General features: G+C 58.2%; 11 protein-coding genes and 1 pseudogene. 4 read left to right on the forward strand and 8 right to left on the reverse strand.

The window, feature by feature from the left end:
- Positions 1-110: 110 nt before the first annotated feature.
- The 4 genes from ACP7E3_RS13955 to ACP7E3_RS13970 all read right to left on the reverse strand — a co-directional run bounded on the left by ACP7E3_RS13955 (position 111) and on the right by ACP7E3_RS13970 (position 8,073).
- Positions 111-872 (reverse strand): fimbrial biogenesis chaperone, encoded by a 762-nt coding sequence (locus ACP7E3_RS13955; RefSeq protein WP_426123416.1) that lies wholly within the window; start codon positions 870-872, stop codon positions 111-113.
- A 66-nt stretch (positions 873-938) separates the two neighbouring features.
- A complete protein-coding gene (locus tag ACP7E3_RS13960; RefSeq protein ID WP_026139933.1) occupies positions 939-1,514 on the reverse strand; it encodes a fimbrial protein in 576 nt (191 codons plus the stop codon).
- 268 nt (positions 1,515-1,782) lie between these two features.
- Positions 1,783-5,226 (reverse strand): ATP-binding protein, encoded by a 3,444-nt coding sequence (locus ACP7E3_RS13965; protein ID WP_426123418.1) that lies wholly within the window; start codon positions 5,224-5,226, stop codon positions 1,783-1,785.
- A gap of 75 nt (positions 5,227-5,301) precedes the next feature.
- Entirely contained in the window at positions 5,302-8,073 is a 2,772-nt protein-coding gene (locus ACP7E3_RS13970) for an ATP-binding protein (protein ID WP_426123420.1), read from the reverse strand.
- Positions 8,074-8,319: 246 nt separating this feature from the next.
- Between ACP7E3_RS13970 and ACP7E3_RS13975 the strand changes: the two genes are divergently transcribed.
- Positions 8,320-8,997, forward strand: a complete 678-nt coding sequence (locus tag ACP7E3_RS13975) for a response regulator transcription factor (protein ID WP_017846236.1) — start codon at positions 8,320-8,322, stop codon at positions 8,995-8,997.
- Here the strand turns inward: ACP7E3_RS13975 and ACP7E3_RS13980 are convergent.
- A complete protein-coding gene (locus ACP7E3_RS13980; RefSeq protein ID WP_108524162.1) occupies positions 8,960-9,799 on the reverse strand; it encodes an EAL domain-containing protein in 840 nt (279 codons plus the stop codon). The genes ACP7E3_RS13975 and ACP7E3_RS13980 overlap by 38 nt on opposite strands.
- Positions 9,800-9,956: 157 nt before the next feature.
- On the reverse strand, positions 9,957-10,631 hold the full coding sequence (locus tag ACP7E3_RS13985) for a response regulator transcription factor (RefSeq protein WP_108524163.1): 675 nt from the start codon (positions 10,629-10,631) through the stop codon (positions 9,957-9,959).
- A gap of 233 nt (positions 10,632-10,864) precedes the next feature.
- On the opposite strand from ACP7E3_RS13985, the gene ACP7E3_RS13990 reads away from it, so the two are divergent.
- The 3 genes from ACP7E3_RS13990 (at position 10,865) to ACP7E3_RS14000 (ending at position 14,239) form a co-directional block, all read left to right on the forward strand.
- Positions 10,865-11,743: a hypothetical protein gene (locus ACP7E3_RS13990; protein WP_371928129.1), complete on the forward strand. Its 879-nt coding sequence runs from the start codon at positions 10,865-10,867 to the stop codon at positions 11,741-11,743.
- Between the two features lie 22 nt (positions 11,744-11,765).
- Positions 11,766-12,836 carry a linear amide C-N hydrolase gene (locus ACP7E3_RS13995; RefSeq protein WP_426123423.1) on the forward strand — a complete coding sequence of 357 codons (1,071 nt, stop codon included), beginning with the start codon at positions 11,766-11,768 and terminating at the stop codon, positions 12,834-12,836.
- 167 nt (positions 12,837-13,003) lie between these two features.
- The gene (locus tag ACP7E3_RS14000) at positions 13,004-14,239 is read left to right on the forward strand and encodes a fimbrial protein (RefSeq protein WP_108524166.1); all 1,236 of its coding nucleotides are present in this window, start codon (positions 13,004-13,006) and stop codon (positions 14,237-14,239) included.
- A 104-nt stretch (positions 14,240-14,343) separates the two neighbouring features.
- Here the strand turns inward: ACP7E3_RS14000 and ACP7E3_RS14005 are convergent, their stop codons facing one another.
- Together ACP7E3_RS14005 and ACP7E3_RS14010 are read right to left on the reverse strand one after the other, a co-directional pair.
- Positions 14,344-15,207, reverse strand: a complete 864-nt coding sequence (locus ACP7E3_RS14005) for a methyl-accepting chemotaxis protein (protein ID WP_371920069.1) — start codon at positions 15,205-15,207, stop codon at positions 14,344-14,346.
- A pseudogene (locus tag ACP7E3_RS14010) lies at positions 15,202-15,966 on the reverse strand (MCP four helix bundle domain-containing protein); the annotation flags it as partial. The pseudogene ACP7E3_RS14010 and the gene ACP7E3_RS14005, both read right to left, overlap by 6 nt.
- Between the last annotated feature and the right edge of the window lie 102 nt (positions 15,967-16,068).

The following is a 16,068-nucleotide window of genomic DNA, read 5'->3' on the forward strand; positions in this document are numbered from 1 at the left end:
GAGAGATTCTGCTCAAAAAAAAGGAACGCGCAGCCGTATGACTCAGGCAATCAGCGCAAGCCTTAGCGCTATGTATGGGACAGATGCCAGGGAGACGCTCGGGCGTGTGGTTAAGGCGTTGCGCGTTGAGCTTGAACGGGGGTGCCGCTGACAAGTTGTGCGTTGAAAGTGTCGACGCCGCCGTAATCGTTCACGGCCTTGAAGCTGAGGCGCGACTGGGGCGAAATGCCAGCGTTCTTCAACGTCAGGTAATGGGTCTCTCCCGGCGCGATCATGAAGGGCGTGGAGAGTTTTTCCTGCTGCGCCATGGCACTCAGATCGACAGTATTGATCGGGACATGAAAAGCACTGGAATTGACGACTCTCAGCGCCGGTTTTCCGGCTTGCTGAACCAATTGCCAGGTCAAACTGGTAGCCGCATCGGCCGCCGTTCCGCTGATGCCCGCTGGACGATAGAACAGCTTGATGCGCTGACGAATCGCCAACTGCAGCGTATTCTCGCCTTCGACTTGCTCCGGAACTTCCTGAACATTGAGCCAGAGCACGGTCTCTTTATTGGTCGGCAAATCGCTCTTGCCTGCATAGAGTACGCGCAACAGTTGTTGGCCATTAGGTTGCATCTTGGCCAATGGCGGTGTTACTGCAAATGGTAGTTCACCACTATCACCGGGCGTATTGCTCTCGATCCACGACTGGACCAGCACTTTTGAACCTTCATTGCGAACAATGATAGAGGCTTCTTTATTCTTACCCTCAAATATCAGGCGAGTACCACTAAGGGAAATGGCAGCCTGCGCGGACAAACTGAAACCCAGGCACGCCGTCACCAGCATGACTTGGGCCGCGAGACTACGAAATATGAAAGTGGTCAAAAAACAATCCTCCGAAAAAAGACCTCAAGCAAGGTTCTGCAACCTCGCTTGAGACAAGCCGAGGGCTTAGTTGTAAGACAGGGTGTAGGCCACGGTTGCGTTGGCCGGACCCGCAGTTGCCGCGCCCGAGGACGTGTGAGTGTAGTAAGCCTTCAGCGGGATACTGCTGCTGCCACCGCTGATCGCACCGGTCAAGGTTGCGCTGCCTGAGGTGAAGTCAAGCGGTGCCGGAGTACTGGTACGCGTATCAACCAACATGATTTGTACGTTGGTCGCACCACCGCTCACCGCAATACCTTTGCCGGAGACTGCAGTCGGCGTCAGTTTCAGTTCGACGGTGGTTGCCGCCGAACCGCACTCCACACTCAAGTTCAGGTCTGTCGGCAGCGCGGTCAGGGTACCGCCGCCACTTGGATTGGCTTCAGTCCCCAGGGCGCTGACTGGAACAGTCCCGAGGTTGTAAGTCAGGTTGCCGCCCGCAGTGCCAGGGCCGTCACTATGAACAACACAACTATCGGCACTGATAGTGCCATTGAAAGTGATAGTGCCTGTAGCACCAACAGTAGGAGTAGAAGCCGCGTTGGCCATGGCCGAGAGCCCCATTGCCGAAATAACTGCAACGCTTAGAAAGAGCTTTTTCATATTCAGTGTCTGCTTTAATGGAGTATAGATATCGTCCGCCAATGGAAGTCCCACAGGCCTTTGCATATCGATCGATAGCCGTTACCGGCACCAACGAATACTAAGTAAAAGCAGAAAGATTTTATGTAGGACCAGTACGGAAGTTAAACTTGCGGCGCAAAATCGCAGCGGACTAACAGCGTTATTGATCCAGGTCAAGTTCCGTGCCCGAGGAGCCTCGGAAAGGCAACTAACGCCGAGAGCGACGCATAGCAGTCAGTCACCGCGATCAACCATCGCGCAGACGTTGTTGGGCTTGGCGCGCCAGCACGGCGATTTGAGCCATGGCGTCTTCGGGCGCCTTGGCATCCGCCAGGGATAACATCCGTTCCAGGAGATCATGCAATGATTCAGGGGGGCTGATCACACTGGTTTGCAGCGCATCGCACAATTGCTTCACGCCGGTGCTGCAAGCCCTTACACCGTTGGCGCGCACATCCTGTTCCAGGTCCATGCACAGCGCGGCCATGTGTTGCATATTGAATACGCCCAAGGCGCCACGCAACGCATGCAGTTCTGCCAGGATCGCGGCGGTATCGTCCGCGTCCCGGGCCCGACACAGGGTTGCCACCGATGCTTGGCAGGATTCGCGAAACACCCGCCGGATGTCATCAGGCACTGCGTCGCCAGCCAGGAGTTCACTGCCAGACCAGGCCTTGCCCCCCCACTCGGTGCCGGTCACTTCGGACAAGGCTTGGCCCAGGTCCCTGAGCGACAGCGGCTTGCTCAGCACGCGAGTCATGCCGACGTCTTCGCCGCGCGCGCGCTCCTGCGGTGTTACGTGCGCCGTGACCGCCAGCACCGGGAGTGCCGGCCATCGCTGGCGAACCTGCAAGGCAAGCTCATAACCGTCCATATCCGGCATCGACAGGTCGGTCAGCAACACATCGAAAGGCTCCTGCTCCAGACAGGCCAGCGCTTTTGCCCCGCTCTCCACGGTGGTGGCGAGGCATCCGAGTCGCTTGAGCTGCTCCTCGAACAGTCGGCGGTTGACCGCGTTGTCTTCCGCAATCAATACCTTCAGCGGTTTGGCCAGTGCCGATATGCCCTGCTCCGCCTTCGCTAACGGTTGACCTTGCAAGCCATAGCGCAACGCCGCTGCCAGCCCGCGCAGACCGAACACCGACGCACTGAGGACGCGCCCGGCGGCCACGGGTTCGGCCGGGCCATCCTCCGTGCAATCGATGACCCAAGAAGACTTTTCCACCAGGCGGTTTTCGTCATCGGCATGCCAGGTCTGTCGTGAGCCCCACAGAATCAGGGTGTCGGCGCCCTCAAGCTGGTCATCTTGCAATTGTGCCGGGTGACCATAGGACTGGACCTGTAACCCCCAACTGCACAGAGCCCGGGTCAAATAGGTGCGGCAATCAGGCGAGGCCGCCACCAACAGCACGCGTTCAGACTCGAAGCGCGGAAGATCCGGGTGGCCGGTCGCCGCTCCCAGAGGCAAGCGCAGGGTAAATCGACTGCCGTGACCATGCGCGCTTTGCACCACAAGGCTGCCGCCCATGGCCTGGGTCAAGCGCGAGCACAGTGCCAACCCCAATCCGGTGCCGCCATACCGACGGTTGATACTGGCGTCGGCCTGACTGAACGCACTGAACAGCCGAGCCTGTTGCTCGGCGGTCAGACCGATCCCACTGTCCTCGACCTCGATAGTCACGGTGCGCGCAACTTTATCCGCAGTCAGGCGCAGCAGTACCTGGCCCTTGTCCGTAAACTTGATGGCGTTGGACAGCAGGTTATGGATCACCTGCCCCATGCGCGTAGGATCACCGCGCATCGGCAACGAAACACTCTCCTCGAATTCGCCGAGCAACGTCAGGCCCTTGGCCCGCGCGACCGGCGCGAATATCATCAGCGCCCGAGACGCGATCTCCAGGGCATCGAACTCAAGGTCCTCCAGGCGTAACTCATTGGCTTCGATTCTGGAAAAATCCAGGACGTCGCTGATGATCGCCAGCAACGCATCGGAGGTTGTCTGGATGGTCTTGAGGCGGTCGCGTTGGCGCGAGTTGAGCGGCGAGTAGGCAAGCAATTCGAGGTTGCCCAGGATGGCGTTCAACGGCGTGCGGATTTCGTGGCTCATGGCCGCCAGGAACCCGGACTTGGCCGCATTGGCGGCGTCCGCGGCCTGGTGTGCTTCACGCAGTTGCTGCTCAAGACGTTTTTTCGCGGTCACGTCGGTGAACGCCGTCACCAGCACATCACGACCTTGGTAACGGGCCTGGGCGATGCTCACCGACAGGTCGATGTGTTGGCCATCGAGGGTGGAAACACCGAGGTCTTCCTGGCGAATGGTATGCACCGGAGGCGTGCCCGGCAGTGTCAGCCGTTGTTTGAAATGCCGGGCAAACAGTGCCGACAAGCTGGTTCCAGGGCGTGAGATATGCCGGGCCATGTCGATCATCGCCGGGCTGCGCAGCAACGGTTGTTCGTTGTCGACAGCAATCAGGCCCAGACCTATCGGTGCGGTCTCCACCAGAATCCGGCTGAGTTGCTCGTTTTCAAACACCCGGCGCGACTGCGCCACGGCTGGCGCCAGCAACCGCCACTTGACCAGCAGCAATACCAGCCAGGTGGCCAGGATGATCAGGGCGGAGGTCAGTGCGGTGACGGCGATCTGCGGTGCAACACCTTTAGCGATCTGCTGCCACGACTGGGCGTACACCAGCGTCCAGGAGGTGTCTCCCAGCGGCCAGCCGCTGAGAACATGGCCTTGCAGATAGGTCGTTTGGCGGCTGCGCCCCAAGCCGTCAGCCAATGCCTGCTGGGCCTCGCTCAAGGTTTGAGGCCCACCCGCCTGCTGACAGGAAAAGATCGGCGAGCCATCGGCGCCCAGAATCATGCAACTGCCTTGCAGGCCGGTGTCCGGCAACTTGGCTGCCAGGCTGGACAGCGGCAGCTCGAACACCAGAGTGCCGAAAGAGTGCTGATCACGGCCGATCAGCGGTGCCGCCACCCGAATCGCCGAAGCGCCGGTGAGCGGGCTGTCATAGGGCGCCAGCCACTGAAATGCCGGCAGCCCCTTTGCGCTATTCCGCGCAGGGTTGTCCGCTGCGAGCAGTGCGCGTCCGTTCTGGCGGGTCAGGGTTTCGAACAGGCTGTCGCGGGACGCCGCGATACGCGCCTGCCACTCTGCTCCGGGCCAGGGTGCAACCGCGAGGATGAGAACACTCTGTTCGGGGCTGTAGACGTAGGCGCTGAGATCACCGGCGTTTCGGGCCGCTATCACTGCGGTGGCGGGCGCCATCTGCTGCGCCAGATCGATGTAGCGCCAGGCCTGGGCGGGATCGTCCTGGTGGATGCTGCCGAGCACCAGCAACGAAGGCGCGGCAGCGGAGGCATTGACGCGTACCAGCTTGCCAGCTTCGATGTAGGCCTGCAGACGCTTGCTGTCCGGTGCCTCGGCACGCTCCCAGGCAAGCTCCATGTTCTGCACATTGTTGCGTAAAGTCGCCGTGGCACGCGCAGTGAAGTCCATTACGTGACGCACATCGACGGAGACTTCTTCGTTGGTCCGGGCAACGTAGGTCATCACCGAGGCAACCACTTCCAGTACCCCGGCCAGCAGCACCAACACGGTGATGGCAGTGCCACCGCCCATGACCAACATAGTCTGATAGCGATGCAAGCGGGCCAGCACACCATCCTGGTCAAAGGTTGTGGTCATCGCTCGAACGTTCTCCCACTGCGCACTCATTTGCTGAAATATGGATCGCTGCTTTCAGACGCGATAACGGCAAGCTCACGCGATAGCTGCGGTGCGCGCCAGATTGATCTCTGCCGCCAGTTCTGCCATCAGCCTGTCCACCTCCGCCAGCGCGGAAGCGGCCCCACACTTCAGCCCGTTCTCCGCATCGACCAGCTTGCGGCTCACCCCGCGCATCCGGTACACCCCGAGCATGCCGCGCAGGGAGTGTAACTCTGCGAGCATTTGCTGCACATCACCGTCGCGTCGGGCCTGGCGCAGCACGGCCAATGAGCTTTCGCAGGACTCCCAGAACATTTCGCGAATACTCTCCGGCATGACCTGCCCACCCAGTAGCCCACTGCCCTGACCGACCTCATAGTAAGTGCATTCGGTGCCCGTCACTTCCGACAGGGCCTGGGCCAGTGCATTCAGCGACAAGGGTTTGCCCAGCACGCGGAGCATGCCCGCCTTTTCGCAACGCCTGCGGTCCTGCAGCGTGACATGGGCGGTGACCGCCAACACCGGCATATCGGGCCAGCGCTGCCGCACCCGACGTGCTAATTCGTAACCATCGAGCAAGGGCATGGCCAGGTCGGTGAGCAGTGCGTCAAACGGTTGATCGTCCAGCCATGCCAGCGCCTGCTCGCCATTCGCAACCACCAACGGGGCACAGCCCAGCAGCTTGAGTTGCTCCCTGAACAGCTCCCGGTTCAATAGATTGTCTTCGACGACCAGCACCCGCAATGGCTTGACCAGCACTTTTCTGGCGTTTTGTGGCGCGGCCAACGCTTTGCCTTGCAGCGCATGACGCAAGCCTGCGACCAGCCCACGCAGCCCGAACATCGAAACACTCAACAGACGTCCAGCAACCAAGGGTTCCCGGGTTCCATCGATAGCACAATCGATGACCCACGACGACTCCTCCACAAGTCGATTTTCCTCAGCGGCGTGCCAGCTATGCCGCTCCCCCCAGAGGATCAATATCGACGCCGTCGAAATTGCCTCTGATCCGACCTGGGAGGGATGGCTGTAGCAGGTGACACGCAGGCCCCACGCTTGCAACACGCCGCAGACATAGTCACAGGCGGAATGCGAGGCCACCACCAGCAATACGTGCTGGCCATTGAAGCGCGGCACCAATGGCACTTGCGTACACGCCCCCAGGGGCAGGCTCAGGATGAAACGGCTGCCCTGCCCCAGTTCGCTGACGACGGACAATGTGCCGTCCATGGCCTGCACCAGCCGCGAGCACAACGCCAGCCCCAACCCGGTACCGCCAAAGCGGCGATTGATAGACGCATCCGCTTGGCTAAAGGCCTGGAACATGCGCGCCAACTGCCCCGATGACAAGCCTATGCCGGTATCCTGGACCTCGATCAGCAACTGTGACCTGGACTCGTCCGTCAGCATACGCAACAGGACCTGCCCGGACTCAGTGAACTTGATGGCATTGGATAGCAGGTTATAGATCACCTGCCCGAGGCGGGTCGGGTCTCCGCGCATCGGCTGCGTCGATGCCTGGCCCAATTCGCCCATCAATCGCAGGCCCTTGGCCGCCGCCACTGGAGCGAACATCATGAGCGCGCGGGACACCACCTCCAGCGCATCAAACTCGATGTGCTCCAGACACAGCTCGCCGGCCTCGATTTTAGAGAAGTCCAATACATCGCTGATAGTCGCCAGCAGGCCATCGGAGGAGGCGCGGATCACGTTCAGCCGATCGCGCTGCACGCAATCGAGGGCGGAATGGGACAGCAGCTCCAGATTGCCGAGGATAGCGTTGAGGGGGGTGCGGATCTCATGGCTCATGGCCGCGAGGAACGCCGATTTCGCGGCATTGGCCGAATCGGCGTGCTGGCGCGCTTCGCGCATCTGTTCTGTCACCCGGATCTTCGCCGTGATGTCAGCGAATGCCGTCACCAGCACCTCTCGCCCCTTGTGGCGTGCTCGCGCCATTCTCACCGACAAGTCGAGCCTGGAGTTATCGCGCAATGTGAAGCTCAACTCTTCATGGAACGCCTCAGGCGGTTTCCCTGGTTGCCCGCGGTATTCAAGCATCAACTCGTCATACCGTTTGATAAAGGCCGCCGACAAGGAGGCGCCCACAGGGGCTAAGCGTTCACCCGTTTCCAGCATCGTGGGGCTGCATAGCAGTACCTCGCCACTATCCAGGGCAATCACCCCCAATCCCACCGGCACGGTGTCGATCAAGATACGGTTGAGTTTTTCACTCTCGTGGACACTCCGCGCCCATTTCAATAACGGAGAAAAGACCCCTAGCCTAAGAGCAATCAGTAACAGCCACATCAACATCAGCGTTATCAGGGTCAACGCGCCCTCCATGCCCACTTGCCGGCCGATGATGATGCCGATACTGCGCGAGCTATAGGCATGCACCAGGACCCAATCGCTGTCCGCGACGATACCCGTGAGGCTGAACACCCCGTCGCCGTATCGCTCTTGCAGAGGCAAGTATGTGTTATCGACCAGATCATGCAGGTAGTCAGGCGCCAGGTCGCGAGAGTCATCGCACGGGTTGGTGGCACTGACCTGTACGTCGCCGTTGCGCGGCAGAATCAGCACAGTGCTGCACATGCCATAAAAATTGAATGGCGTGACCAGCACGCTCATGTCCTGTGTCGCCAGAATATTGCGGTTAACGATAAAGACCTGGCGTAACACTTCCAGATGCGTGCGCCAGCGCTCATGCACCCCCAATGAGAAAGTCAACAACACCATCAGCGTGGTGAACAGACCTCCTCCAAACAGCAGCAGTCGCTGAAAACGGCGATAGCGAGTCAAGACGTTTATTTGGGCGTTGGTCACAGCACTGGGCTCATCCTTTAGTAGGGGCATACTATGAACCGAGTCAGACTTTTTCAGGACGGCTGGAGACCCATTGCAGACAAGTACTAGCCCCATTACGCAACTTTTAGTACTTTGATGAATGAGGTCTTAGTGTCTTCCGTCGAAGAACAATCGAGTGCTACCGTGTCTGATTGGCGTTGTTATAAATTCCCGACGGTTTGAATCGATTGTTTCTCCACCTTCCACGAGTAAAGCGCGCGCATCATGAAGATCCGTATTCTGCTGGCCGATGATCACCCAGCCCTTTTGTCGGGCATCCAACATGATCTCGCAGCGATTCCGACCCTTGACGTCGTCGGTGTCGCCCGGGACTCTGGCGAACTGGTTGGGTTGTTGCAGCACCAATCCTGCGATGTCCTGGTTACCGACTACGCGATGCCTGGAGGTGCCTACGGCGATGGGTTGACCTTCATTTCTTATTTGCGCCGTTGTTTTCCCACCTTGAAGATTGTCGTATTCACCACATTGGATAGCCCCGCCATCGTTCAAGAACTGGCCAAGCTCGGGGTGGAATCGGTGCTGGGCAAGGTCAATGAAACCCGTCATCTGATATCGGCGATTCATGCTGTGCATGCAGGCGCGCGTTATTTCCCCTCCGAGATTTCACGGACGGGCTCTGCCGGTCACCATAGGAATGCGGATGAAGGCTTGGATCTGACAAAACGCGAGTTGGAAGTGGTCAGGCTGTACGTCGGCGGTCAGTCGATCAACGAAATTGCGGAACAACTGCACCGCTCAAAACAAACCATCAGCTCGCAAAAAACCAGCGCCATGCGCAAGTTGGGCATAGAGCGCGATGCCGACCTGTTTCGCTTCGCCTACGAAACCGGTATCGCCACGGCATCTACGCCTTCCAGCGAGACAGACGCGTCCCCGGAGTGATCTCTTGCTGGCGCGCCGCAGCCAGCGCATAGGCAATGAAGGCCTCGACTTCCATGGGGGCGCCCAGTCCATAACCTTGCCCCACCCGCCCGCCGAACTCCCGCAGTAAGTGGATCTGTTCGGCGCACTCGACGCCTTCTGCCACCACCTCCATCCCCAGGGTATTACCCAACTCCAGCGCCGCCCGCACCACGGCGCCCGCCGCTGGCTGATGCAGCATGCGGCGGACAAAGGAGCGGTCTATCTTGAGCTCGGTGAAAGGCAACTGTGTCAGTCGCTCCAGCGTAGAGGTACCGATGCCGAAGTCATCCATGCTGATCCCGAAGCCTTGAGCGCGCATCCGGTGGAGTTCATCGGCGAGGCTTTGCAGATCATCGATCGCCAGGTCTTCAGTGATCTCGATTTTCATCAAGCGCGGCGAAACCCGGCTTTCGTTCAGGCTGCGCTCAAGCTCGCGCAAGAGGCCTGGAATCGACAGCGTCGCCACCGAGGTGTTGACTGAAATCGGGCATGCCGCATCCGCTTCGACCAGCACCCACAATACCGCCTGGATCTGCCTGACCACCTGTTTGAACAGCCCGGGCTCGCCCCCCAGCCGGGTCAAGGCAGGTATGAACAGCGAGGGCGCAATTTCGCCGTGTTGTGGATGATCCCAGCGGGCCAGGGCTTCAGCGCCGACCAGGGCGCCGGTCAGCAGATCGTGCTGGGGTTGCAAGACCACGCGAAAAGCCTCACCGCCAGTAATGGCATGGATGAAGTCCTGGTCATTCAACCTAGGCTCAAGACTGTTTTTAATAAACATAGAGAAATACCAACTGCAGTAATGCAAGTTAAAAAAACCGTAAACCTTGTTGTGTGACCAAGAAAAGTTGGCGGGTGGCGACGCGACTAATTATTCAGGTCGTCATATGTTCGGACAATGAGACAAGTATCAAAAATATTCGTCATGGTGTTTTTAATTAATCGAGTTTTTCCTCGAAGTAATCGTCTGAGCGCATGGTGGTAACTAATCCCATCTCACGGGCAAAGCGAATCAGTTCAACGTCACGCTTGATGCCCAGTTTGCGCATGGCGCTGGTTTTTTGCGAACTGATGGTCTGCTTGCTTCGATTGAATTCGCTGGCAATTTCATTGACCGAGCGTCCAGACACATACAACCGAATGACTTCTGCCTCGCGCCTGGATAAACGCCGCGTCGTGCGGGTCTGGGCCGGGTTGAGATCGTTGCCGGGATGGGGTTTCGGCGAAAAATAAGTGGCCCCCGCGTAGAGTGCATGAATGGCAAATATCAGGTGGCTGATATGCTCCGATTTGTTTAATACCGAGTGTACGCCGAGCTTGATCAACTCGGTCAGCATGATCTGGCTGTCGATCATGGTGAACACGATGATCTTCAGGCTCGGGTAGCGCCGGCGCAGAAAAGAGAGCATGGTCATCCCATCACCAAACTCACCGCCAGGCATCACATAATCCGTGATCAGGATGTCGCATTGTTCCTTGGCGAGCAGCTCCATTATTTCAGTAGAGTTGTTGGCAGTTCCCACCACCTGCAGCGTATGAATGCTGGACAACTCATGTTGTATACCCGAGATTAATACTGGGTGATCGTCAGCAATAATGAGATTGATTTTCATGATATTCGCAACTAGTTGATGGTTAGGCCCAATCGTTATCAGAGGACTAATATAGTGGCCTGCCACCTTGCAGACTCTCGTACCCGTCTGCTTTTTTAGTGCAAACAAATAAGACTGGAACGAATGCAAGTCCTTCTATCTTCTGGCGTTAGTAAATTCACGATAAAGTTCAGGCTCGCTTCATATCTTTCTCTTGTTAATCTCGCAAACCACCGGAAAACCTTGGTTTGGCGATGACTTTGCGGAGCGAACCCATTGTGCAAAAGTGGAAAAATCCGGCCATGACATTCAAGTGCGCTAAAACAAAAATGATCTATATCCTGATTGCCATCAGTTGTTTTTCCATGCAATGGCAACAGGCCCAGGCGGCTGACTCGAGCGCCGCATCCGCACATGGCGATGCGCCCTGGCGCGTGCTTGTCAGCCCATTTGCGTGGGCACCTTCGATGTCCGGCCAGGCAACGCTCGGCGGTGTAAGCACCCACGTCGACGTGCCGTTTTCTGAAACCTTGAACAACTTGCGCTCGGTCGTCATGGGTAATCTCGACGTCACCAACCGCAGCCTCGGCTTCTATGTCGATGGAGTCCATGCCGATACTCATGAGTCCCACCGGGTGTTGGGCCAGAAGGCTGGACTCAACATCACGCAGACCACCATCGCGGCGGGGGTCTATTACCTCGCCTATGAGCAAGCGCTCGGCGGCACGACGATTTTCGGCGACCCGCGCGCCTGGCGCGTAGAACCGACTGCCGGGGTACGTTGGACCCGCCTGGCGAGCAAACTGGAGATCGACAGCATCGGCTTTGCTACCCGCAAGAAAGCGCAATGGAGCGATCCGTTCTTGGGCGTGCGGATGCTGACGGATCTTGATGAACGTTGGACGGCCTCCGGCGAAGTGGACGTCGGCGGCTTCGATACCGCGACGAAGAGCAGTTACAGCGCCCAGGGGTATTTGGGGTATCGAACCCACCTGTTCCAATACCCAACTACGCTGCGAGCGGGCTATCGAGTGTTATCACAGAAATATCAGACTCACGATTTCACCGGTAATACGTTCAAGTACGACGTTACCCAGCGCGGCCCGGCAATCGGCCTGTCCGTGCGTTTCTGATCAGCAGTTGAGGAGTCATACAATGAAGGGAGCACAGTTGCGTAAACCCATCATCCACGCGCTAGCCCTTGGCCTGGCAGGGTTCATGCTGTCTCTGCCGGTCGCCCAGGCCTGCACGCGACTGACCTACCTGGGGGATAACCAGACGGTGATCACCGCGCGCTCCATGGACTGGAAAACCGATGTAGCGACCAACCTGTGGATCTTTCCCCAGGGTATGCAGCGTAATGGCGAAGTGGGCGCAGGTTCGATCAAGTGGACTTCGCGTTATGGGAGCGTGATTGCTTCGGGTTATGACATCGCCACCACCGACGGGGTCAACGAGGCCGGTTTGGTCGCCAACCTGCTGTGGCTGGTGGAGTCGGAATACCCAACGGCCAAAAGCACTAAGCCCGGACTGAGCATCGCCGCCTGGGCGCAATACGTGCTGGACAACTACGCCACGGTGGCTGAGGCCGTGGAGGCGCTGAAGAAAGAACCATTCACCCTGGTGACGTCCAAGGTTCCCGGGGACACTCGCTTGGCGACCCTGCATCTGTCCCTGTCCGATGCGTCAGGCGACAGCGCGATCATCGAGTACATCAAGGGAAAACCGGTGATTCACCATGGTCGGGAGTTCCAGGTCATGACCAACTCACCGACCTTTGATCAACAGCTGGCCCTCAATGCCTATTGGAAATCCATCGGCGGGACAGTCATGTTGCCGGGCACCAACCGCGCGGCCGACCGCTTCGCCCGGGCATCCTTTTATGTCAACGCGATTCCCAAGACCGAGAACCCGCAGGTGTCGCTGGCCAGTGTATTCAGCGTGATCAGGAACGTCTCCGTGCCCTACGGCATCTCCACGCCAGGGGAGCCGAACATCTCCTCCACCCGCTGGCGTTCGGTGGTGGATCATCAACGCAAGTTGTATTTCTTCGAATCGGCCCTGACGCCCAATACCTTCTGGGTCGATTTGAAAAAGATCGATTTTTCCCCCGGCACGGGCAACGTCATGAAACTGGAGCTGGGCAAGGATCAGTCGAATATCTTTTCCGGCGAAGTGTCGCGCGAGTTCAAAGTGACACCTCCGTTCAAGTTCGAAGGGGGTTAATCCCATCGTGCAGGACCTGGCTTGCCAGCGTTTTTAATACTTGTCCGATATACAGCAGCCAGATGCACTTTTAAACTAACTTGAACTTGCGTTCTCGCGTGGGGTTTTCAGCCGAACCATATTTAATCCATACCACGCATATCAGGCCAATTTCAGAGGGCATTTTGATGAAATATTCAGAGCCTAGACAAGCCAACCTTTTGAACTCTTGGGGTGTCCGTCTAGCTAAGTTGTGCAGTGCAGTCACGTTGATTCTGGGTGTGCTCTGGGTTTCCCCGGTATACGCGGAGATAGGCTCTTGTTCCGCATCGAGCTTTCAAGCGTCGGGGGGCTGGGATATCAAGCAGCCGGCGACATTTGGCAATGGTACGGTATTAGCTTCCATCACCATGAAATTGCCAATCACCTTGACGAATATCCGCGGCGGCGGAAACAGCACCACCGGTGCGGACTCCGTGTATTCATGGGGGATACAGACAAACGCCGGGGGCAGCTACCCGAATTACGACACAAGTACCAATTCGGTACCACTTTCCACCACGTCCGGTATCGGCGGCAGGATGACGATAACCTCACTGACGTCCAACATACTCACGAGAGTAATTAGTTATACGCCAGTCATACTTGCCCCCAATACGCTCGACGTCGCCTATGCTTATCTGCCAACCTCCACCAATTTCATTCGTTATAATGGCAGCGTTACCTATTATGCGCAGTATGAACTGGTCATCGTCGACGCGGCCAAATATGCGGCCAATGATACGACAACCACACTTCTGTCGCAGTACATGGCCGCCCAGCGCGGGCCACAACTTCTTGTGGGCATGTATGTTTACCCGGACTCGACGGGGACACAGAGCACAATCAATTGTTTTAGAGGTTCCAACTACGCGTTGAACTTGCCTCAGTTGCAATCAGCACTGCCCAAGGACCTGCCTACCTGCAAGTTCAGCGCCGGTGAACTGAATCAGACGGTCAAACTCAACTCCGCCACACAGTCGCAGATTGCCTCGCAAGGCAGTACACGCAGCGCGGGCACGGTGGGCGAAATGGCGTTTTCGATCACAGCCTCGGCTTGCGGCAAAGGCGCGGTTTATTCCACCTATTTCACCGATGCGCTTCACACCGGTAGTCAGCAGAACTATCTGCAGCCAAGTGCAGACAATAAAGTGGGGGTACGCCTCTACCACAGCAACGAGACAGCCCCGATCACATTCGGCCCTACGCCAACAGGCAGTACGCTGCCTTCGCAGGCACCGATTCAATATGGCAATTCCTCGGCTGCTGCGGGGGCCTCATATACCATGCCCTTTACAGCACAGTACGTGCGGATGCCGGGTGTCGATACCGCACCCGCTGGAGCGGTCACTGCAATGGCGACTGTCACGATCGTATATCCCTAGCCGCCAGCCTACCAAACAGCCAAACCTCATCCCTCAGCCATCACGAATTGCCGATGGCTGTTGGCGTTAGGATTGAGTCGAGTTGTCTAAATCAGCGGTGATGCTCAGAGCCGAAATCGATCCACCGACTGCGACAATTTCCCCGCCAACGCAGACAACTCGTCCGTCGTCGAGGCCGTCGTGCCGATCACCTGGCTGTTGCGCTGCGACATGCTGGCAATCATCTCCACTTGATGGGCAATTTCGTTACTGGCCAGGCTTTGCTCGCTGATGGTGCGGGAGATGTCGTTGACCAACTCGGTGGTGTTGAGGGTGGCCTGGAGAATCTCGCGGATGGCGCGCTCGACTTCGGCGGTCACGGCCATGCCCTTGTCCACTTGTGTGACGCCCTCCTCCATGCTGGTCACCGCTTCGCGGGTGTTTTGCTGGATACGGCCGACCATGCTGGCAATTTCCTGGGTCGAGGCGCTGGTGCGTCCGGCCAGGCTGCGCACTTCATCGGCGACTACCGCAAAACCGCGCCCCTGTTCACCGGCACGGGCGGCTTCGATCGCGGCATTCAGGGCCAGCAGATTGGTTTGATCGGCAATGCCCTTGATGACCTGGATAATGCTGAAGATTGCCTCGGACTCCTTGTCCAGCGTGCGGATGACGTGAGCCGACTGCTGCGCCGAACGGGCAATGCCAGCCATGTCACTGACCACTTGGTGGATCACCCGACCGCCGTCCTTGGCCAAGGCTTCTGCCTGGTTGGCCATGTTCAGTGCGCGCGCCGCATGTTGGGTGATTTCCTCGATACTGGCGGTCATTTCACTGGCCGCCGCCGCCATGGTGCTGGCGGCGCTACTTTGCTGCTGACTGCTGCCCGCCACCTCATGGCAACCCTGGCTCAACTGCTCGCTCATGCCATTGACGCCATGGGCATTGCTGCGCACCACTTCGATCATGCCGCGCAGGTCCCGCTGCATGGTGCCGAGGCTGCGTATCAGCGCGCTGGCCTCGTCCTTGCGCTGGGGCTCGACAATCGGTTCGCTCAAATTGCCACGGGCGATGCTGTCGGCGATGCGGCTCGCGGCCTGCAACGGCCCCATGATGCTCCGGGTAACCCAGCGGCCCTGCGCCAGGAGCAGCAGCAGGCTCGCAATCAACACCACGCCCAAGGTGAAGTTGGCGTTGCTGATGGTTTGTCGGGTGCCGATGCTGGTTTGCTGCGTATTGGTTTCGATCAGCTCGCTGAGGCTCGCCAGTTGGCCTTCCAACTGGCTGAAGGCTGTATTGAAGGTCTCCAGTTCGCCGCGAGCGGCCTCCGGGTTGTCCAGCGCGAGTGCCACAATGCGTTCAGCGGCGCTGATATAGGTATCCAGGCTGGGTTTGATTTTTTCCAGGCTGGTCTTGAGCGTGTCGCCCAGCGGCAGCTTGAGGTTGTCCTCCAGCACCTGGCGAAAGTGCTCGGCATGCTCCTTGAGCGAGTTGCCGACCTCGGCCTTGGTGCTGGTGCTTTTACCCAACCCGACCAACATCGCCGACAACACATCGGCGCGCAGGGCGTCGTGCATCATGTCGGCTTCCATGTGGTTGCGCAGCACCGTCATGCTGATCTCGTTATCCTGCACGGCATCGGCCATCCGGACGTTTCCCAGGTAACCGGCCAGGCTCATGATCAAAGCGGTGAGCAACCCGGTCGCAATCAATAGCCATAAGCGTAATTTGATCGTCATGCTGGTCATCCCCGTAGCCTGGACAGCCGGTTGGGAACCCAACCGCTAGAGCGTCACTGATACTGTTATCGGCAGAGGCTCCCTGTTATTGAAGCTCAATTGCGCAGATCT

The sequence above is a fragment of the Pseudomonas sp. PSPC2-3 genome (genome assembly GCF_049898265.1).
GTDB lineage: Bacteria > Pseudomonadota > Gammaproteobacteria > Pseudomonadales > Pseudomonadaceae > Aquipseudomonas > Aquipseudomonas veronii.